Source organism: Neisseria sp. HMSC70E02, assembly GCF_001838645.1.
In the GTDB taxonomy this organism is placed as follows: Bacteria; Pseudomonadota; Gammaproteobacteria; order Burkholderiales; family Neisseriaceae; genus Neisseria; species Neisseria macacae.
The window spans coordinates 69,305-88,539 of sequence record NZ_KV838100.1; the positions used below are offsets into that span (position 1 = coordinate 69,305).

Annotated in this window: 17 protein-coding genes and 1 pseudogene; 10 read left to right on the top strand and 8 right to left on the bottom strand. The window is 51.8% G+C overall.

All coding sequences use genetic code 11. The features are described from left to right. The first annotated feature begins 165 nt into the window (after positions 1-165). From HMPREF3277_RS07560 to HMPREF3277_RS07590, 7 genes are all read left to right on the top strand, one after another. Positions 166-1,347, top strand: a complete 1,182-nt coding sequence (locus HMPREF3277_RS07560; RefSeq protein WP_070870607.1) for an aspartate aminotransferase family protein — start codon at positions 166-168, stop codon at positions 1,345-1,347. A 432-nt stretch (positions 1,348-1,779) separates the two neighbouring features. Then, a complete protein-coding gene (gene aceE, locus HMPREF3277_RS07565; protein WP_070870609.1) occupies positions 1,780-4,443 on the top strand; it encodes a pyruvate dehydrogenase (acetyl-transferring), homodimeric type in 2,664 nt (887 codons plus the stop codon). A gap of 240 nt (positions 4,444-4,683) precedes the next feature. Continuing rightward, on the top strand, positions 4,684-6,297 hold the full coding sequence (gene aceF, locus HMPREF3277_RS07570) for a dihydrolipoyllysine-residue acetyltransferase (protein ID WP_070870611.1): 1,614 nt from the start codon (positions 4,684-4,686) through the stop codon (positions 6,295-6,297). An 88-nt stretch (positions 6,298-6,385) separates the two neighbouring features. After that, positions 6,386-8,173, top strand: coding sequence for a dihydrolipoyl dehydrogenase (gene lpdA, locus HMPREF3277_RS07575; protein WP_070870613.1), 1,788 nt, complete (start codon positions 6,386-6,388; stop codon positions 8,171-8,173). 341 nt (positions 8,174-8,514) lie between these two features. Next, the gene (gene trmB, locus HMPREF3277_RS07580; protein WP_003767951.1) at positions 8,515-9,222 is read left to right on the top strand and encodes a tRNA (guanosine(46)-N7)-methyltransferase TrmB; all 708 of its coding nucleotides are present in this window, start codon (positions 8,515-8,517) and stop codon (positions 9,220-9,222) included. Between the two features lie 19 nt (positions 9,223-9,241). Beyond that, positions 9,242-9,871 carry a riboflavin synthase gene (locus tag HMPREF3277_RS07585; protein ID WP_070870615.1) on the top strand — a complete coding sequence of 210 codons (630 nt, stop codon included), beginning with the start codon at positions 9,242-9,244 and terminating at the stop codon, positions 9,869-9,871. Between the two features lie 8 nt (positions 9,872-9,879). Continuing rightward, a complete protein-coding gene (locus HMPREF3277_RS07590; protein ID WP_070870616.1) occupies positions 9,880-10,746 on the top strand; it encodes an ATP-binding protein in 867 nt (288 codons plus the stop codon). A gap of 177 nt (positions 10,747-10,923) precedes the next feature. Here the strand turns inward: HMPREF3277_RS07590 and HMPREF3277_RS07595 are convergent, their stop codons facing one another. After that, on the bottom strand, positions 10,924-11,352 hold the full coding sequence (locus HMPREF3277_RS07595; RefSeq protein ID WP_003767916.1) for a Spy/CpxP family protein refolding chaperone: 429 nt from the start codon (positions 11,350-11,352) through the stop codon (positions 10,924-10,926). 255 nt (positions 11,353-11,607) lie between these two features. Between HMPREF3277_RS07595 and rpe the strand changes: the two genes are divergently transcribed. Continuing rightward, positions 11,608-12,291, top strand: coding sequence for a ribulose-phosphate 3-epimerase (rpe, locus tag HMPREF3277_RS07600; protein ID WP_003756799.1), 684 nt, complete (start codon positions 11,608-11,610; stop codon positions 12,289-12,291). A 163-nt stretch (positions 12,292-12,454) separates the two neighbouring features. On the opposite strand, the gene ruvB is transcribed toward rpe, so the two are convergent. The 7 genes and pseudogenes from ruvB to HMPREF3277_RS15335 form a co-directional block, all read right to left on the bottom strand. Continuing rightward, positions 12,455-13,486 (bottom strand): Holliday junction branch migration DNA helicase RuvB, encoded by a 1,032-nt coding sequence (gene ruvB, locus HMPREF3277_RS07605; RefSeq protein ID WP_039404965.1) that lies wholly within the window; start codon positions 13,484-13,486, stop codon positions 12,455-12,457. 71 nt (positions 13,487-13,557) lie between these two features. Beyond that, entirely contained in the window at positions 13,558-13,866 is a 309-nt protein-coding gene (locus HMPREF3277_RS07610; protein WP_019270909.1) for a hypothetical protein, read from the bottom strand. A 63-nt stretch (positions 13,867-13,929) separates the two neighbouring features. Beyond that, positions 13,930-14,568: a hypothetical protein gene (locus HMPREF3277_RS07615; protein WP_070870617.1), complete on the bottom strand. Its 639-nt coding sequence runs from the start codon at positions 14,566-14,568 to the stop codon at positions 13,930-13,932. 10 nt (positions 14,569-14,578) lie between these two features. Continuing rightward, a complete protein-coding gene (locus HMPREF3277_RS07620) occupies positions 14,579-15,814 on the bottom strand; it encodes a multifunctional CCA addition/repair protein (RefSeq protein ID WP_070870749.1) in 1,236 nt (411 codons plus the stop codon). Between the two features lie 347 nt (positions 15,815-16,161). Further along, complete coding sequence (locus tag HMPREF3277_RS07625) at positions 16,162-17,121, bottom strand: SPFH domain-containing protein (protein ID WP_003767900.1); 960 nt, start codon at positions 17,119-17,121, stop codon at positions 16,162-16,164. A gap of 102 nt (positions 17,122-17,223) precedes the next feature. Then, entirely contained in the window at positions 17,224-17,631 is a 408-nt protein-coding gene (locus tag HMPREF3277_RS07630; RefSeq protein ID WP_049223017.1) for an NfeD family protein, read from the bottom strand. Between the two features lie 126 nt (positions 17,632-17,757). Continuing rightward, positions 17,758-17,820: pseudogene (locus HMPREF3277_RS15335) on the bottom strand (transposase); the annotation flags it as partial. A 96-nt stretch (positions 17,821-17,916) separates the two neighbouring features. Here HMPREF3277_RS15335 and ung point away from each other — a divergent pair. After that, a complete protein-coding gene (gene ung, locus HMPREF3277_RS07635) occupies positions 17,917-18,576 on the top strand; it encodes a uracil-DNA glycosylase (protein ID WP_070440764.1) in 660 nt (219 codons plus the stop codon). A 109-nt stretch (positions 18,577-18,685) separates the two neighbouring features. Beyond that, positions 18,686-19,183, top strand: a complete 498-nt coding sequence (locus HMPREF3277_RS07640; protein ID WP_070870618.1) for a YbhB/YbcL family Raf kinase inhibitor-like protein — start codon at positions 18,686-18,688, stop codon at positions 19,181-19,183. Positions 19,184-19,235 lie beyond the last annotated feature (52 nt).

Below are 19,235 nucleotides of genomic sequence, written 5' to 3' on the forward strand. Positions count from 1 at the left end.
CCTTGTCCTGATTTAAAGTTAATCCACTATATCTGCAACGGCGTTGTTGTATTCGGTTCAAAGACAATCCAGATAGGAAATGTCTCATACCTTGTCGGACGAGACCATACGAAGCAACGCCTTTCATTGACTATACATCAGACTTAAAACCGCAAAGGAAATCGGATGCAAAACTACCTGACCCCCAATTTTTCATTCGCCCCCATGATTCCCGAACGCGCCCTCGGCAGCCGCGTCTGGGATACCGAAGGCCGTGAATACATCGACTTGTCGGGCGGTATTGCGGTCAACGCGTTGGGACACTGCCATCCCGATTTGATTGCCGCGCTGGCGGAGCAGTCGCAAAAATTGTGGCACATTTCCAATATCTACACCACCAAACCCGCGCAGGAATTGGCGCAAAAGCTGGTAGAGCATACCTTTGCCGACAAAGTATTCTTCTGCAATTCCGGCGCGGAAGCCAATGAAGCCGCGCTGAAACTGGCGCGCAAATACGGTCGAGATCATTTCGGCGAACACAAAACCGAAATCATCTCCTGCCTGAACAGCTTCCACGGTCGTACGCTGTTTACCGTCTCGGTCGGCGGCCAGCCCAAATACAGCAAAGACTACGCGCCGCTGCCGCAAGGCATTACCCACGTTCCGTTCAACGATATTGCCGCATTGGAAGTTGCCATCAACGAAAACACCTGCGCCGTAATCATCGAGCCGATTCAGGGCGAAAGCGGCATCCTGCCTGCCACGCAGGAATATCTGCAAGCTGCGCGCCGTTTGTGCGACGAACACGGTGCATTGTTGATTTTGGACGAAGTGCAAACCGGTATGGGGCACACGGGCAAACTGTTTGCCTACGAGCATTACGGCATTACGCCCGACATCATCAGCTCCGCCAAAGCATTGGGTGGCGGCTTCCCCGTCGGTGCGATTCTGACCACCGATAAAATCGCCCCGACCTTCGGGCCGGGGACGCACGGTTCGACTTTCGGCGGTAATCCGATGGCGTGCGCCGTCGGCAGCCGCGCGTTCGACATCATCAACATGCCCGAAACTTTGGCACATGTGGAAAAACAAGGAAAAAAATTTCAGACGACCTTGCGGGAATTAGGCGAGAAAACCGGCGTATTTAAAGAAGTCCGCGGCATGGGGCTGCTCATCGGCTGCGTGCTGGCAGACAAATACCAAGGCCGCGCTTCGGAAATTACCGCCGCCGCGCTGAAACACGGCCTGATGGTATTGGTTGCCGGAGCCGACGTCGTGCGTTTCGCCCCCAGCCTGCTGCTCAACGATGAAGATATGGCAGAAGGGCTGAAACGCTTGGAGGCTGCATTAACGGAATGGCTCGTCTGAATTTGATTGATTTTATTTAACTATTAACAAATTTGATGAAGTATTTCTATTCGGCTGATAATGGAAAATACGACCGTTTGTTGGTTTTAGAAAATAATCAATCTAAAAATTTTCTTTTTTGTTTAAAAACGAGCAGAATTTAATCAAATCCATATGCCCATTGTTCAGAATAAAACCGATGTTATAAATTGTAATTTGCCAGTTATTCCAATTACTGATACGATTTGCAGCGGAATAAATTCAAATAAATGACTCATTGCGCCCTTTATTTTCAATTTTATTTTTAATTAATTGATAATATTAGGGTAATTGTGGTTTTGCGTTTGATTTAATTTTTGGAATTTTCGTTTTTGTATATCAATTTTCGCAAACGAAAACATTAGGGGTATAACCCTCTGTCATTGAATAACACTCAACATAAGGATAGATACTATGTCCACCCAATTACACGATGTTGACCCGATTGAAACCCAAGAGTGGTTGGACGCGTTAAGCTCAGTTCTAGAATACGAAGGCAGCGAACGCGCACAATACTTGTTGGAGCATCTGGTTAAATACAGCCGCGACAAAGGCGTCCGTATGCCTCACGGCACAACCACCCCGTATTTGAATACCGTTTCGGTTGAAGACGAAAAAGGCATTCCGGGCGATCAAAACATCGAACACCGCATCCGTGCATTCGTGCGCTGGAACGCCGCCGCCATCGTATTGCGCGCCGGTAAAAAAGATTTGGAGCTGGGTGGTCATATCGCATCTTTCCAATCCGCAGCAACCATGTACGAAGTGGGTTTCAACCACTTCTGGAAAGCTAAAGGCGAAGGCGAAGAAGGTGATTTGGTATTCTTCCAAGGCCACGTTTCTCCAGGCATCTATGCCCGCGCTTTCGTTGAAGGCCGTCTGACTGAAGACCAACTGAACAATTTCCGTCAGGAAGTAGACGGACATGGTCTGCCTTCTTACCCGCATCCGCACTTGCTGCCTGATTTCTGGCAATTCCCAACCGTATCTATGGGTTTGGGTCCAATCATGGCGATTTACCAAGCCCGTTTCCTGAAATACTTGGAATCCCGCGGTCTGGCAAAAACCAAAGGCCGTAAAGTATGGTGTTTCTGCGGCGACGGCGAAATGGACGAACCTGAATCACAAGGCGCCATCGCATTGGCAGCCCGCGAAGGTTTGGACAACCTGATTTTCGTCATCAACTGTAACCTGCAACGTTTGGATGGTCCTGTCCGCGGTAACGGCAAAATCATCCAAGAATTGGAAGGCAACTTTGCCGGCGCAGGCTGGAATGTTGTCAAAGTCATTTGGGGCCGCCGTTGGGACCGCCTCTTGGCAAAAGACAAAGACGGTATCTTGCGCAAACGCATGGAAGAATGTTTGGACGGCGACTACCAAACTTACAAATCCAAAGACGGCGCGTACGTGCGCGAACACTTCTTCAATACCCCTGAATTGAAAGCATTGGTTGCCGATATGACCGATGACGAAATTTGGGCATTGAACCGCGGCGGCCACGACCCTCAAAAAGTGTACAACGCTTATGACCGCGCAGCTAACCATGCAGATGGCAAACCTACCGTAATTTTGGCAAAAACCATTAAAGGTTATGGTATGGGTGCATCCGGCGAAGGTCAAAACGTTGCCCACCAAGCCAAAAAAATGGACAAAGCGTCTCTGAAACAATTCCGCGACCGCTTTGACATTCCTGTTACCGACGAGCAAATCGACAGTGGCGATCTGCCTTACCTGACTTTCGCTCCCGACAGCGCAGAGTACAAATACCTGCACGCACGCCGCGAAGCTTTGGGCGGCTACCTGCCTCAACGCAAGCCTACCCAAGAAGTTCTGGAAGTGCCTGAATTGTCAGCATTTGAGACTCAACTGAAATCCAGCGGCGACCGTGAATTTTCAACCACTATGGCTTTCGTCCGCATCCTGTCTACTTTGCTGAAAGACAAAAAAATCGGCAAACGCGTCGTACCTATCGTTCCTGACGAAAGCCGTACCTTCGGTATGGAAGGCATGTTCCGCCAATACGGTATTTGGAACCCGAAAGGCCAACAATATACCCCGCAAGACAAAGACCAACTGATGTTCTATAAAGAGTCTGTTGACGGTCAAATCCTGCAGGAAGGTATTAACGAGCCTGGCGCGATGGCTGACTGGATTGCAGCGGCGACCAGCTATGCCAACAGCGACTTCGCGATGATTCCGTTCTACATTTACTATTCTATGTTCGGTTTCCAACGTGTCGGCGACTTGGCATGGGCTGCCGGCGATATGCACGCGCGCGGCTTCCTGTTGGGCGGTACTGCCGGTCGTACGACCTTGAACGGTGAAGGCCTGCAGCACGAAGACGGCCACAGCCACATTCAAGCTGATTTGATCCCGAACTGCGTAACATACGATCCGACCTTCCAATATGAAGTGGCCGTTATCGTACATGATGGCCTGCGCCGTATGTACGTCAACCATGAAGACGTGTTCTACTACATCACCCTAATGAACGAGAACTACACTCATCCGGACATGCCCGAAGGTGTGGAACAAGACATCCTGAAAGGTATGTACTTGCTGAAAGCCGGCGGTAAAGGCGACAAGAAAGTTCAATTGATGGGTTCCGGTACCATCCTGCAAGAAGTGATTGCCGGTGCCGAATTGCTGAAAGCTGACTTCGGCGTAGAAGCAGACATTTGGTCTTGCCCATCCTTCAACCTGCTGCACCGCGATGCCATCGAAGTAGAACGTTTCAACCGCCTGCATCCGCTGGAAGCTGAAAAAGTGCCTTTCGTTACCTCACAACTGCAAGGTCATGACGGTCCGGTTATCGCCGCTACCGACTATATCCGCAGCTATGCCGACCGTATCCGCGCGTACATCCCGAACGACTACCATGTCTTGGGTACCGATGGTTTCGGACGTTCCGACAGCCGTGCCAACCTGCGCCGCTTCTTCGAAGTGGACCGCTACAACGTTGCCGTGGCAGCATTGAGCGCATTGGCAGAACAAGGCAAAGTCAGCAAAGAAACCGTTCAACAAGCCATCGAAAAATACGGCATCAATGCCGACGTGGCGCCAAGCTGGAAACGCTAATCCTGTTTTCAGACGACCTCAAAGTCAATTTGCTTGTGAGGTCATCTGAATCAAGAATACGTTGACGGTTTGTATAACGGACAAACCTTGAATTACCGGGCAGCGGGCGCAAGTCGTGCAAAAGGTTCGAAGCGCAGAAAAGTTGTCTTGGAAATGGTTATCCGTGCCGGAAAACATAAGTGATGTCGTCTGAAACTGTTTTTCAGACGACATCAAACCGAAATCATCAAAGGAACTCAAATGAGTATCGTAGAAATCAAAGTACCCGATATTGGCGGTCATGAAAACGTCGATATCATCGCAGTAGAAGTCAAAGCGGGCGACACCATCGCCGTTGACGACACCCTGATTACTCTGGAAACCGACAAAGCCACTATGGACGTACCTGCCGATGCAGCAGGCGTTGTGAAAGAAGTGAAAGTCAAAGTTGGCGACAAAATCTCCGAAGGCGGCGTAATTCTGACCGTTGAAACCGGTGCTGCCGCTGCTGAAGCCGCTCCGGCTCCTGCGGCTGAAGCACAACCTGCACCAGCAGCTGCACCCGCTGCTGCTCCCGCAGGCGGTGCAACCGTTCAAGTAGCCGTTCCCGACATTGGCGGTCATACTGATGTAGATGTAATCGCCGTTGAAGTTAAAGTTGGCGACACCGTTGCCGAAGACGACACGCTGATTACTTTGGAAACCGACAAAGCGACCATGGATGTACCTTGTACTGCTGCCGGTGTCGTTAAAGCCGTATTCCTGAAAGTCGGCGACAAAGTATCCGAAGGTACTGCCATTATCGAAGTGGAAACCGCCGGTTCTGCCGCCGCTCCCGCTCCTGCTCAAGCCGCTGCACCGGCAGCAGCACCCGCTCCGGCTGCTGCGCTTGCCGCCGCTCCGGCTCCTGTTGCCACTCCTGCACCTGCCGCAGCCAAAATCGACGAAGCCGCTTTCGCCAAAGCACACGCGGGTCCTTCCGCACGCAAACTGGCGCGCGAATTGGGTGTGGATTTGGGTCAAGTCAAAGGTACCGGCTTGAAAGGCCGTATCATGGGCGACGACATTAAAGCCTTTGTGAAATCCGTGATGCAAGGCGGTGCGGCGAAACCTGCTGCTGCCGGCGCATCTTTGGGCGGCGGTCTGGACTTGCTGCCGTGGCCTAAAGTGGACTTCTCCAAATTCGGCAATGTCGAAGTTAAAGAATTGTCCCGCATTAAGAAAATTTCCGGTCAAAACCTGTCCCGCAACTGGGTAGTTATCCCGCACGTTACCGTTCACGAAGAAGCGGACATGACCGAATTGGAAGAATTCCGCAAACAGCTGAACAAAGAATGGGAACGCGAAGGCGTGAAACTGTCTCCGTTGGCGTTCATCATCAAAGCCTCCGTTTCCGCGCTGAAAGCCTTCCCTGAATTCAACGCTTCTTTGGACGGCGACAATCTGGTTCTGAAAAACTACTTCAACATCGGTTTTGCAGCCGATACGCCGAACGGCTTGGTTGTTCCCGTCATCAAAGACGTGGATCAAAAAGGTCTGAAAGAAATCAGCCAAGAGCTGACCGAATTGTCTAAAAAAGCCCGCGAAGGCAAGCTCAAACCGCAAGAAATGCAAGGCGCCTGCTTTACCATTTCCAGCTTGGGCGGCATCGGCGGTACAGGCTTCACTCCGATTGTGAACGCACCTGAAGTCGCTATTTTGGGCGTGTGCAAATCCCAAATCAAACCGGTTTGGAACGGCAAAGAGTTCGCTCCTCGCCTGATGTGTCCGTTGAGCCTGTCCTTCGACCACCGCGTTATCGACGGTGCCGCCGGTATGCGCTTCACCGTATTCCTGGCGAACCTGTTGAAAGACTTCCGCCGCATTACCCTGTAATCCGAGCGTATTTTCAGACGACCTTCGGCATACAACCCGACAGGTCGTCTGAAAATAGAAGTCCGAATATCATTCAGAAAGATTAGACATGAGCTTAGTTGAATTGAAAGTGCCCGACATTGGCGGACACGAAAATGTAGATATTATTGCGGTTGAAGTGAACGTAGGTGACACCATCGCCGTTGACGATACCCTGATTACCTTGGAAACCGACAAAGCGACGATGGACGTGCCTGCTGAAGTTGCGGGCGTGGTCAAAGAAGTCAAAGTCAAAGTCGGCGACAAAATCTCCGAAGGCGGCTTGATTGTAGTCGTTGAAGCCGAAGGCGCGGCTGCCGCTCCTAAAGCCGAAGCACCTGCTGCTGCACCTGCGCAAGAAGCCCCTAAAGCTACCGCTCCTGCACCGCAAGCGGCGCAATTCGGTGGTTCTGCCGATGCAGAGTACGACGTGGTCGTATTGGGTGGCGGCCCCGGCGGTTACTCCGCTGCATTTGCCGCTGCTGACGAAGGTCTGAAAGTTGCCATCGTCGAGCGTTACAAAACCTTGGGCGGCGTTTGCTTGAACGTCGGCTGTATCCCTTCCAAAGCCTTGTTGCATAACGCTGCCGTTATCGACGAAGTGCGCCACTTGGCTGCCAACGGCATCAAATACCCTGAGCCCGAACTCGACATCGACATGCTGCGCGGCTACAAAGACGGCGTGGTTTCCCGCCTGACTACCGGTTTGGCAGGCATGGCAAAAGGCCGTAAAGTGGACGTTATCCAAGGCGACGGTCAATTCTTAGATCCGCACCACTTGGAAGTGTCGCTGACTACCGGCGACGTGTACGAGCAAGCTACGCCTACCGGCGAGAAAAAAATCGTTGCGTTTAAAAACTGTATCATCGCAGCGGGCAGTCGCGTAACCAAGCTGCCGTTTATCCCTGAAGATCCGCGCATCATCGATTCCAGCGGCGCTTTGGCTCTGAAAGAAGTACCGGGCAAACTGCTGATTATCGGCGGCGGTATCATCGGCCTCGAAATGGGTACGGTTTACAGCACGCTGGGTTCGCGCCTCGACGTCGTTGAAATGATGGACGGCCTGATGCAAGGTGCAGACCGCGATTTGGTGAAAGTATGGCAAAAACAAAACGAATACCGTTTTGACAACATCATGATCAACACCAAAACCGTTGCAGTCGAGCCGAAAGAAGACGGCGTTTACGTTACCTTTGAAGGTGCGAACGCGCCGAAAGAGCCGCAACGCTACGATGCCGTATTGGTTGCCGCCGGCCGTGCGCCTAACGGCAAACTCATCAGCGCCGAAAAAGCAGGCGTTGCCGTAACCGACCGCGGCTTCATCGAAGTCGACAAACAAATGCGTACCAATGTGCCGCACATCTACGCCATCGGCGACATCGTCGGTCAGCCTATGCTGGCGCACAAAGCCGTTCATGAAGGCCACGTTGCCGCTGAAAATTGCGCCGGACACAAAGCCTACTTCGATGCCCGCGTGATTCCGGGCGTGGCTTACACCGCTCCCGAAGTGGCATGGGTTGGCGAAACCGAATTGTCTGCCAAAGCATCCGGCCGCAAAATTACCAAAGCCAACTTCCCGTGGGCTGCTTCCGGTCGCGCGATTGCCAACGGTTGCGATAACGGCTTCACCAAGCTGATTTTTGATGCCGAAACCGGCCGTATCATCGGCGGCGGTATCGTTGGTCCGAACGGCGGCGATATGATTGGCGAAATCTGCTTGGCCATCGAAATGGGCTGCGACGCTGAAGACATCGGCAAAACCATCCACCCGCACCCGACCTTGGGCGAATCCATCGGTATGGCTGCCGAAGTGGCGCTGGGTACTTGTACCGACCTGCCGGCTCAAAAGAAAAAATAAGTGTATTCAGTCAGTTGAATTAAACTGCTGATATTGCATTTATCAGTCAAAGGTCGTCTGAATCTTTCAGACGACCTTTTCGTCAAACAGAATAGTGGATTATAGTGGATGAACAAGAATGCGTGTCTAAGCTCCAAGTGAGCCATTTAGTCATGCTTTAAAACAGCAAGCAAACGAGTTCGGCAGGATTGATACTGTCAGCGGCTTGTTTCATGCTTATCTATCAACAATAAAAACAAACCGTTTAACGGTTGACCCCATACATTCAGAGGTCGTCTGAAACCATATCGCAGATTTTCAGACGACCTTTCCCCAGTTTTATCAGATACAAGAAATAATTTATGAACGAAATAACTCCAGATTCCACCGTTCCTGAAGCGCACAAACGCTCCATCCGCAGCTTTGTGTTGCGTCAAGGGCATATGACTGCGGCGCAGCAGCGTGCCATTGATACGATGTGGCCGCAATTCGGCATCGATTACCAAGATTCCGTGTTGGACTTGAATCAGCGTTTCGGCAGCGACCGTCCCAAGGTGTTGGAAATCGGTTTCGGCATGGGCGTGGCGACTGTTGAAATCGCCAAGCGCCTGCCTGATACCGACTTTTTGGCGATTGATGTACACGGTCCCGGTGTCGGCAATATTTTGAAATTGATTGAAGAAGAACACATTGGCAATATCCGCGTGATGCGGCACGATGCGGTCGAAGTGGTCGAAAATATGCTTTCAGACGACGTGCTCGACGGCATCCACATTTTCTTTCCCGACCCTTGGCACAAAAAACGCCATAACAAACGCCGCTTGGTGCAGACGCCGTTTGTGCAGAAACTGCTGCCCAAGCTGAAAGTCGGCGGTTATATCCATCTGGCGACCGACTGGGAAGAATACGCGCAGCAGATGCTGGAAGTGTTGAGCGGTTTTGACAATTTGCAAAATACCGCCGCCGATTACGCGCCTACGCCCGACTACCGTCCCGAAACGAAATTTGAAGCCCGCGGCAAACGTTTGGGGCACGGCGTTTGGGATTTGGTTTTCAAACGCATCAAATAAACCGATTGGAGAATCTCCCATGTTTACAGGTATCGTCCAAGGTGTCGGCGAAATCATTGCCATTCGAGAACCGTCCGCTGATTTCCGCACCCATGTCGTCAAGCTGCCCGATGAGATGACCGAGCATCTGCAAATCGGTGCATCCGTCGCCAACAACGGCTGCTGCCTGACCATTACCCAAATCGACGGCGATACGGTTAGCTTTGATTTGATGAAAGAAACCTTGGAAAAGACCAATTTGGGTCGTCTGAAAACGGGAGATGCCGTCAATCTCGAACGTGCCGCCCGTTTCGGCGATGAAATCGGCGGACACGTCATGAGCGGGCATATCATGATGACTACGCAGATTACGCGGATAGAGCGCAGCGAGTTTAACCGTACGGTATGGTTTGCTCTGCCACCCGAGCTCAAACCCTATATTTTGAGCAAAGGCTTTGTCGGCTTGGACGGTTGCAGCCTGACCATAGGCGAAGTTACCGATACGGAATTCAATGTCCACCTGATTCCGGAAACTTTGACGCGCACTTTGTTTGGCAACCGGAAAGAGGGCGACGTCATCAATATCGAAATCGATCCGCAAACCCAAGCCGTTGTCGATACCGTAATGCGCGTGATGGCGCAGCAAAATCCTGCTACATCAGGACGATAGGAGCATATATGAAACTTGCCGCCTTTTTGCAAAAAGCCTATTCCGTTTTGGACCGTCTTGATTTGGTACTGCCTGAAAAACCCGGTAAAACCGACTGGAACGCTTTGGCTTACCGTTGGCACAGCGTCGGTAAAAAAGGGATTTTGGAGAGCCTGCCAAATCCGCATACATTCCCGCTTGACCGTCTGGCTGCCGTCGGGACGCAAACTGAAAAGCTCAAACGCAATACCGAGCAGTTTTTGGCAGGCCGCTCCGCGAATAATGTTTTGATGAGCGGTTCGCGCGGAACGGGCAAATCCTCGCTGGTCAAAGCCCTGTTGCACGAATATGCCGAACAAGGGCTGCGTCTGATTGAAGTTGATAAGAGCGATTTGGTCAGCCTGCCCGCGCTGCTTTTTTTGCTGAAAGACCGTCCCGAAAAATTCATCGTATTCTGCGATGACCTGTCGTTTGAAACCGGTGATGAAACCTACAAAGCCCTAAAAACCGCATTGGACGGCGGTTTGTCGCAAAGATGCAGCAACGTGTTGGTGTACGCGACGTCCAACCGGCGCCACTTGATGCCTGAATATATGGATGAAAATATCGGGACAACGGGCATACGCGGCGAAATTCATCAAAAAGAAGCTGTTGAGGAAAAAATTTCCCTGTCCGACCGTTTCGGTTTGTGGTTAAGTTTTTATCCGTTCGATCAAAACGACTACCTCCAAGCGGTTGAAAATTGGCTGGGCGACTTCGGCGTGGATTTTGATGAAACGGCACGCAAGGCGGCATTGCAATGGGCACAAATGCGCGGCAACCGCTCTGGGCGTTCGGCTTGGCAGTTTGCGTGCGATTGGGCGGGACGTTTGCCGGAACAACGGGTTTTGGATTGAGGTTTTCGGAAATATGCCTGCCATACTGAAATCTGCGGGAGGATAAGGGTAGGGAAAGCCTTTTCCGGTTCAATTGCTTCCGGCCGCATCGCTTTGAATCGCCATATCGTTTAAAAGGTCGTCTGAAACAGGATTTCAGACGACCTTTTTGTACGGATCAATCAGGAAAGCGATATGTCAGCGAAGGCAGGAAGAGAGCCAAATCTGGCGTTGGCGCGGATTGAGCAGGTGGTAGAAACGGTGTTGGATTTCCAATTCTTCCACGGCGAAATCCATGCTCGACAAGTAGCGGGTTTCGACATAATCGCGGGCGTTGTTTTGATCGAAATTATCTGCCGCAAGGATTTTCATAATGACTTGGCGGCGGTTACGGTCTGTGCGGACGAGTTTACGGTATGCTTTGTCCGATGCCTGTTTGTAATCATTACGGATGCGGCGCAAAGCATTGTGTTGGTCTTGCGTCAGATTAAGGGAGCGGATGTCGCAATTGGCTTGAAAATCGTCCAGCTTGATATATTGGGGGCCGGCGTGTGCTTGACCAACAGCCGTCAGCAGCGCAACCGATAATGCACAGAGGGGTAAATAAGATTTGAATCCGACAGACACAGCGTTTTCCTAGTTTCCGTAACCGCGCAAATATACCCGATTAGCGTGTGAAAGGCAGTATCCCTCCAGTTAACTTTTGTTAACTTCATATCTTTATTTTATTTCTGACAAAACATATCCTTAACCTATAATTATTTATGCATATGCTTACTTTTGTTAAATATTAACAATGCATAGTTAGTGTTGCGTGAGGCGTTGGTGGTAGAATACGAAAAATTATCCGTTTATCAAACCACACCATCCGACTGGATTTCTATGAACCACAATTTCCGTATTGCGCCCAGCATCTTATCCGCCGATTTTGCCCGTTTGGGCGAAGAAGTAACGAAAGTTATCGAAGCGGGAGCCGATTTGATTCATTTCGACGTGATGGACAATCATTATGTGCCGAATCTGACTTTCGGCCCTATGGTCTGCGCGGCGTTGAAGCCTTATGCCACCGTGCCGATTGATGTGCATCTGATGGTCGAACCCGTTGACGATCTGATTCAGGCATTTGCCAAAGCAGGGGCGTCGATTATCACGTTTCATCCCGAAGCCAGCCGCCATATCGACCGCAGCCTCAGCCTGATTAAAGATGCGGGCTGTCAGGCAGGATTGGTGTTGAATCCGGCCACTCCCGCTTACGTTTTGGAAAACGTATTGGACAGGCTGGACATGGTATTGTTGATGTCGGTCAACCCCGGTTTCGGCGGACAAAGCTTCATTCCGCATACCCTTGAAAAAATCCGTCAAGTGCGGGCGATGTTGGATCGGTACGAAGCGCAAAGCGGGCGGCACATTGCCATCGAAGTGGACGGCGGCATCAAAACCGACAATATCGCCGCCGTCGCGGCAGCGGGTGCCGATACTTTTGTGGCAGGTTCCGCCATCTTTGGCAAGCCGGACTATAAGGCGGTGATTGATGCCATGAGGAAAGAATTGGCTTCTGTGGCCTAATGTGCTGAACTGCTTGGCAAATCGTTTCTCAATTTCTATACCATTTCGGGATGGATTGCCTTGATTTACCTTGAAGTCTATCCGCACCAACTATGCTGATAACAAAAGGTCGTCTGAAAACCAAAAATCCGGTTTCAGACGACCTTTCTTCATTTCAATACGCTTATTTTTCCATTTTCAAGCCGAAGTGCAGGTAGGCGCGTTCGGTGGCCATTCTGCCGCGCGGAGTGCGTTGCAGGAAGCCTTGTTGGATGAGATAGGGTTCGATTACGTCTTCGATGGTATCCGTAGATTCGCCGATGGCGGCGGCAACGTTATCGAGACCGACGGGACCGCCGCTGAATTTGTGCAGGATGGCTTCGAGGAATTTTCTGTCCATGACGTCCAAACCTTGCGCGTCCACATCCAGCATGCTTAAAGCGGCATCGGCAATGGCGGCATCAATTACGCCGTTGTTTTTCACATCGGCAAAATCGCGGACGCGGCGCAGCAGGCGGTTGGCGATGCGGGGCGTGCCGCGGCTGCGCTTGGCGACTTCCATCGCGCCTTCTTCGCCCATGTCGAGCTGCAGTAATTGCGCGGAACGGCTGACGATGGTGGCAAGGTCTTGATTTTGATAAAACTCCAAGCGAGCAACGATGCCGAAGCGGTCGCGCAGAGGGTTGGTCAGCATACCTGCACGGGTGGTTGCGCCGACGAGCGTGAAGGGCGGCAGGTCGATTTTGACGGAACGGGCGGCAGGGCCTTCGCCTATCATGATGTCGAGCTGGTAGTCTTCGAGCGCGGGGTAGAGGATTTCTTCGACGACGGGGCTGAGGCGGTGGATTTCGTCGATGAACAATACGTCGTGCGGCTCGAGGTTGGTCAGAAGGGCGGCAAGGTCGCCGGCGCGTTCGAGGACGGGGCCGCTGGTTTGGCGCAGGTTGACGCCCAGCTCTTTGGCGATGATGTGTGCCAACGTGGTTTTGCCCAGCCCGGGCGGGCCGAAGAGCAGGGTGTGGTCTAGGGCTTCGCCGCGTTTTTTGGCGGCTTGGATAAAGATGGCGAGCTGTTCTTTGGCTTTGTCTTGCCCGATATAGTCGTCCAGCGTTTTAGGGCGCAGGGCGCGCTCAAGCAACTCTTCCTGCGAGGAGATGCTTTGGGCGGTGATGATGCGCTGGGGTTGGGCGGCGGTCAGGTTGTCGGTTTGCAGCATGGGTTTTCCGATGGGTTCGGGGTCGTCTGAAAAGCGGTTTGCCGTTTTCAGACGACCTTTTTGAAAGGGGTTTAGCCGCGTGTTTCGCGCCAAACGAGGTAATCGCGCAGGGGCGGCATGGGCGGGTTGATGCAGTGGGGGCAGATGCCTGTGGTGTCTTCGTCGTCACTGTCGATGTGGTAGGCGTTGGGATCGAAGCGCACCTGCTGCATCACCGCCTGCGCCAATGCCTGTGCCTGAACGACGTCGAAGGTGAATTTTTCGAGGATTTCGTTCAACAGGCGGATTTCGCCTTCGCTGAATTCTACGCTGTGTTTGAGGATGAGGCGTTGGTAATCTTCGTTGTTGATTTTGGGCAATAAATCGGTTTGTAGGGTCATGGTTTTTATATTTGTAACGAAATGGCTGAGAGGCAGATTATAGCGGATATGGTGGCGGCTGTTTCAAAGGTCGTCTGAAAGTTGACGGGCTTTAGCGGATGCTGGGATAAACCTGTTCAATTCAGTATTGATTATCTGAGCATCACGGCTGTCAAAAAAATCGCCGATAAGTATGGTTTTTTCCTGATAATCGAAAGACCATGCGCCTTGTTTGCATTTTTGGATATGTAAGATATTGGGGATATCGTTTTTCGGTTGTTTTATACCATTTTGGTAGTAGTTTTCGCCCGGGTACCTAGCTTTTCTTCCTCTTGCAACAGGAGCTTTGGGAATATTGTCACGAAACTGCCATTCGGAAATTTCTGATAGCGGAAAACTACGCCAACGTCCAATGGAGAACAAGGTGTAACCATGAGACAGGGTATGGTTACGGATCTTGATGTTTTCACGTACGAAAAGTTGCCAGAGAAGGCTGTAAACCAGTGAGCCGATTAGGTAGAAAGTAAAAAGTATATGGATAAGAATTATTATTGGATCAGTGAAATAATGCTCTTCAAGGTAAAACGGCGCGACGCATGTAATAGCAAAGGAAAATATAAGAAATAGAGCGGTAAAACCGATTTCCTGAGAGTCATGTACAACACGAGCAGACACAGTAATGCCGTCGGGCGCGCGTTCGATTTTATAACGTGAAGATGTCATTAAGAGCTTCCTATTTTTCTGTCTTATACGCTTTTTGCAAAGGAGCAATTTGCGCCAACCGCGCCCGGTCGATTTCTTCGGCAATGAGGTGGGCTTTGTCCTGCGCGCGGCATTCGGCGGCGATTTTGCCTGAATCCACTTGGTTGGCGGCTTCGAGCAGGGCGAGCCAGTGCGCGCGTTGCGGGTAGGGGGTGTTTTCGCGGTTCAGACGACCTTGTTTGTCGGCAATGCAGACGTTCAGGGCGGCAGCGAAGCGTTCGGGTCGTCTGAAAGCGTCGGTTTTTTTCAAAACGGTTAAGATGGTTTTGTTTTTGAATTGCCCGACTTGGTGGAACATGATGTGCCAACGGCAGACAAGTTCGGCAAGCTCTGCGCAGTGTCTAGGCGCGCGCAGCCGCTGATTGACTTCGCGCACGGGCTCGACGCCGTTGAGGTCGTGTCCGTGGTGTTTGGGCAGGATTTCGGGCGGGGTTTTCGCTTTGCCCAAATCGTGCAGCAGAGCGGCGTAGCGTTCGGGTAGCGTCAGCCCCATATCGGCGGCGCGTTGCAGCGTCATCAGGGTATGGATGCCGCTGTCGATTTCGGGATGATAGTCGGCGCGTTGCGGCACGCCGAAGAGGGCATCGACTTCGGGCAGCAAGACTTCGAGCGCGCCGCATTCGCGCAACACTTCAATCATCTTTCGGGGATTTTTTTCCATCAAACCTTTCGCCAACTCCTGCCAGACGCGTTCGGCAACCAAAGCGTCCGCTTCGCCGTTTTCCACCATCTGCCGCATCAGCTTCATGGTTTCTTCGGCGATTTCAAATCCGTAGCGTGCGGCAAAGCGGGCGGTGCGCAGGATGCGGACGGGGTCTTCGGCAAAAGCGGGGGAAACGTGGCGCAAAATACCCGCCGCCAAATCCTGTTGTCCGCCGAAGGGGTCGATGATGAGGTCGTCTGAATCCTGCGCCATCGCGTTGATGGTCAGGTCGCGGCGCATCAAATCCTGCTCCAGCGTAACGTCTTTGTCGGCGTGAAAACTGAAACCGGCATAGCCCTTGGCGGTTTTGCGTTCGGTGCGGGCGAGGGCGTATTCTTCGTGGGTTTCGGGATGGAGGAACACGGGAAAATCTTTGCCGACCGGCTGGAAGCCTTGCGCCAGCATGGTTTGTGCGTCGGCACCGACGACCACCCAGTCGCGGTCTTTGACGGGCAAACCTAAAAGATAATCGCGGACGGCGCCGCCGACGAGGTAGGTTTTGATGGTGTGTGTTTTCTGAGTCATTGAATTGGTCTTGGGTAACAATCAGAATGTATAGTGGATTAACTTTAAACCAGTACGGTGTTGCCTCGCCTTAGCTCAAAGAGAACGATTCTCTAAGGTGCTGAAGCACCAAGTGAATCGGTTCCGTACTATCTGTACTGTCTACGGCTTCGTCGCCTTGTCCTGATTTATGTTAATTCCACTATAATCAAGCTTGGTCAGATGGGCATTCTGTCTGCAATCATGTGAATAAAGGTCGTCTGAAAAACGGTTTGGCGAAATCCGCTGTTTATGGTAGCGAAACGCTTGCACCCGTTTTCAGACGACCTTGTGGCAAAACGAAAGGTTTATTTTGCCGCTTTGTTGCTGTCGATAATCTTCAGTCCGGCTGAAACCAGGCTGCCGATGTCGGCGACGTTGGCAGGCATAATCAGCGTGTTGCTTTCTTTTGCCAAATTGCTGAAGGCGGCGACATATTGCTCGGCAACTTTCAGGTTGACGGCTTCTGAGCCGCCCTCTGAGCGAACTGCCTCGGCGATTTTGCGGATGGCGTCGGCGTTGGCTTCGGCAACTAGGCGCAGGGCTTCGGCTTCACCTTGCGCGCGGTTGATGCGGGCGATTTTTTCGCCGTTTGACGCATTGATGGCAGCTTGCGCTTCACCTTCAGACTGTTGGATTTCCGCTTCGCGCTGACCGCTGGCAAGGTTGATTTGCTCGATTTTGCGGCCTTCGGATTCGGCGATGCGGGCGCGTTTTTCACGTTCGGCGGTAATTTGCGCCTGCATAGAACGCAGGATTTCTTGCGGCGGAACCAAGTCTTTGATTTCGTAACGCAATACTTTCACACCCCATGCGCCTGCCGCTTCGTCGAGCGCGGAAACGACGATGCTGTTGATTTCGTCGCGCTCTTCAAACGTTTTGTCCAACTCCATGCGGCCGATAACCGAACGCAGCGTGGTTTGGGCAAGTTGGGTAATCGCCATGATGTAGTTGCTGGAGCCGTAGGAAGCGAGTTTCGGATCGGTTACTTGGAAGTAGATGATGCCGTCAACGGTAAGCTGGGTGTTGTCGCGGGTGATGCAGACTTGGCTGGGAACGTCCAAAGGCACTTCTTTGAGCGAGTGGCGGTAGGCGACGCGGTCAACGAAAGGAATCAGGATGTTCAGACCGGCGGTCAGCGCGTTGTGAAATCTGCCGAGGCGTTCGACGACGTAAACTTCCTGCTGTGGCACGACGATAAAGGCTTTGAAGCCGAAAATTACGACGACAAGCAACAGGATGACGGGGAAACTGTATAAAAATTCCATTGTTTTTTCCTTATGCGGTGAGAGCAAAAATTAATATTAATAGGTGAATATTTTCAGGAAGGGTAATCAATTCGCCCATGATGCTCCTTTCGATTTTATTAATCAATTGAAACGAATAAGTAAAACATTACCGTTTTTACCGGTAATCACGGCGGTAGAGGTCGTCTGAACGGCATCGGCATTTTCAGCCTGCGCCTGCCAGTACGTTCCCCGATACGAAACTTCATAGCAATCGCCGTGAAGGCGGCGGAGGATTTGAACGGTCTGTCCGATGTCCAAATCATCGTTCAATTCTTGGCGGGGCGCAGTTTTTTTGAATTTACTGTGTACCACCCAGATACCGACGGCGGATAAAACGGCTGCCGCAGCGACGGCAATCGAAGTATTACCGGTCAGCCCATACACCAATCCCGCGCCGAACAAAGCCGCGCTGACAACCAAGAGATATACAGTACCGACAAACAGCTCGACAATCAGGACGGCGGCGGCAACGATAAACCAAGTAGTCATATAGATTCCTTAAGATTCGGGTGGGACAGACTCAATCATAACGGCACAAAGGCTGACTGACAATTCAATCATGACAATATTTTATAGTGGATTAACTTTAAACCAGTACGGCGTTACCTCTCCTTACCGTACTACCTGTACTGTCTGCGGCTTCGTCGCCTTGTCCTGATTTATGTTAATTCCACTATAATTTATGCGTCCGGAAGAAATAGAAGGTCGGCAGAAAAGGCGTCATCTCCATTTTGCTGCGTTATAATCATTTTTCACGATCATGAAGGCATCAATATGCAAACTTGGCACGAAGCAATCGGCTCGGAAAAGTCCGAACCCTATTTCCAACACATCATCGAAACCGTCAAAAAAGAGCGCGGCATGGGGCGGATTATCTATCCGCCTGCCGAAGACGTGTTCAACGCCTTTAAAGCAACCGAATTCGGTAACGTCAAAGTCGTGATTTTGGGGCAAGACCCGTATCACGGCGCAGGACAGGCGCACGGGCTGGCGTTTTCCGTCCGCGAAGGCGTCGCCGTCCCACCCTCGCTGGTCAATATTTACAAAGAGCTGGCGGACGACATCGAAGGCTTCCGTATCCCGCAACACGGCTATCTGCAACATTGGGCGGAGCAGGGCGTTTTACTGCTCAATACCGTCCTGACCGTCCGCGCGGGACAGGCGCATTCCCATGCTACATTGGGTTGGGAGCGCTTTACTGACGAAGTGGTCAACCAAATCAATCAAAACCGTGAACACGTCGTCTTCATGCTTTGGGGCAGCCACGCGCAGAAAAAAGGCGCGTTTATCGACCGCAGCCGCCATCTCGTCCTCAGCGCGCCGCACCCCTCGCCGCTGTCTGCCTATCGCGGTTTTTTCGGCTGCAAACACTTTTCCCGCGCCAATGCCTATTTGCAGGAAAAAGGCATAACGCCGATAGACTGGCAGGTATAAAAACAGGTCGTCTGAAAACGGCAGCCCGGCAAACCGGACAATCCACCAACCGTCTGAACAAGCCTTCCTTTTTCAGACGACCCCTTCCCCAACCCCACAGGAGAACACTATGCAGGTAACGACTTCAGCCATTGTCAACGGCGAATTTGAAGACAAATACGGCAAGCGCGGCAGCCAGTTCAGTCCGAATAACATGCCGACTTACTCCATTCCCTTTGAAATCAGCGGCGCGCCCGAAGGCACGAAATCCTTCGCCGTCGTTTTAGAAGACAAAGACGCCATTACCGCCAGCGGATTCGTGTGGACGCACTGGCTGATTGCCGACCTCAAGCGCACCTCCGTCGCCGAAAACGAAAGCCTGACCACCACCGACTACACGCAAGGCGCAAACAGTTGGGCGAGCCTGTTGGGCAAGTTGGACATCGAAGAAGCCACAGGCTACGGCGGCATGTATCCGCCCAACTGCCGCCATCGCTACGAACTCATCGTTTACGCACTCGACACCGTATTAAACCTGCCGCGCGGCTTCCGCTTCAACGACCTGCATTTCGCCATGCAGGGACATATCTTGGACAGCGCAAGCGTAATGGGAACGTATGACGTATAAGCCCAAACCGCTTGTTTGAAAAAAGGTCGTCTGAAAATTTTCAGACGACCTT

What these genes read in the sequence shown, in the direction of transcription:
- HMPREF3277_RS07610 (WP_019270909.1), bottom strand. Translation starts at nt 13,866, where the DNA reads ATGACCCTACAAACCGATTTATTGCCCAAAATCAACAACGAAGATTAC.
- HMPREF3277_RS07560 (WP_070870607.1), top strand. Translation starts at nt 166, where the DNA reads ATGCAAAACTACCTGACCCCCAATTTTTCATTCGCCCCCATGATTCCC.
- trmB (WP_003767951.1), top strand. Translation starts at nt 8,515, where the DNA reads ATGAACGAAATAACTCCAGATTCCACCGTTCCTGAAGCGCACAAACGC.
- lpdA (WP_070870613.1), top strand. Translation starts at nt 6,386, where the DNA reads ATGAGCTTAGTTGAATTGAAAGTGCCCGACATTGGCGGACACGAAAAT.
- HMPREF3277_RS07625 (WP_003767900.1), bottom strand. Translation starts at nt 17,121, where the DNA reads ATGGAATTTTTATACAGTTTCCCCGTCATCCTGTTGCTTGTCGTCGTA.
- rpe (WP_003756799.1), top strand. Translation starts at nt 11,608, where the DNA reads ATGAACCACAATTTCCGTATTGCGCCCAGCATCTTATCCGCCGATTTT.
- HMPREF3277_RS07640 (WP_070870618.1), top strand. Translation starts at nt 18,686, where the DNA reads ATGCAGGTAACGACTTCAGCCATTGTCAACGGCGAATTTGAAGACAAA.
- HMPREF3277_RS07590 (WP_070870616.1), top strand. Translation starts at nt 9,880, where the DNA reads ATGAAACTTGCCGCCTTTTTGCAAAAAGCCTATTCCGTTTTGGACCGT.
- HMPREF3277_RS07585 (WP_070870615.1), top strand. Translation starts at nt 9,242, where the DNA reads ATGTTTACAGGTATCGTCCAAGGTGTCGGCGAAATCATTGCCATTCGA.
- aceF (WP_070870611.1), top strand. Translation starts at nt 4,684, where the DNA reads ATGAGTATCGTAGAAATCAAAGTACCCGATATTGGCGGTCATGAAAAC.
- HMPREF3277_RS07615 (WP_070870617.1), bottom strand. Translation starts at nt 14,568, where the DNA reads ATGACATCTTCACGTTATAAAATCGAACGCGCGCCCGACGGCATTACT.
- aceE (WP_070870609.1), top strand. Translation starts at nt 1,780, where the DNA reads ATGTCCACCCAATTACACGATGTTGACCCGATTGAAACCCAAGAGTGG.
- ung (WP_070440764.1), top strand. Translation starts at nt 17,917, where the DNA reads ATGCAAACTTGGCACGAAGCAATCGGCTCGGAAAAGTCCGAACCCTAT.
- HMPREF3277_RS07630 (WP_049223017.1), bottom strand. Translation starts at nt 17,631, where the DNA reads ATGACTACTTGGTTTATCGTTGCCGCCGCCGTCCTGATTGTCGAGCTG.
- ruvB (WP_039404965.1), bottom strand. Translation starts at nt 13,486, where the DNA reads ATGCTGCAAACCGACAACCTGACCGCCGCCCAACCCCAGCGCATCATC.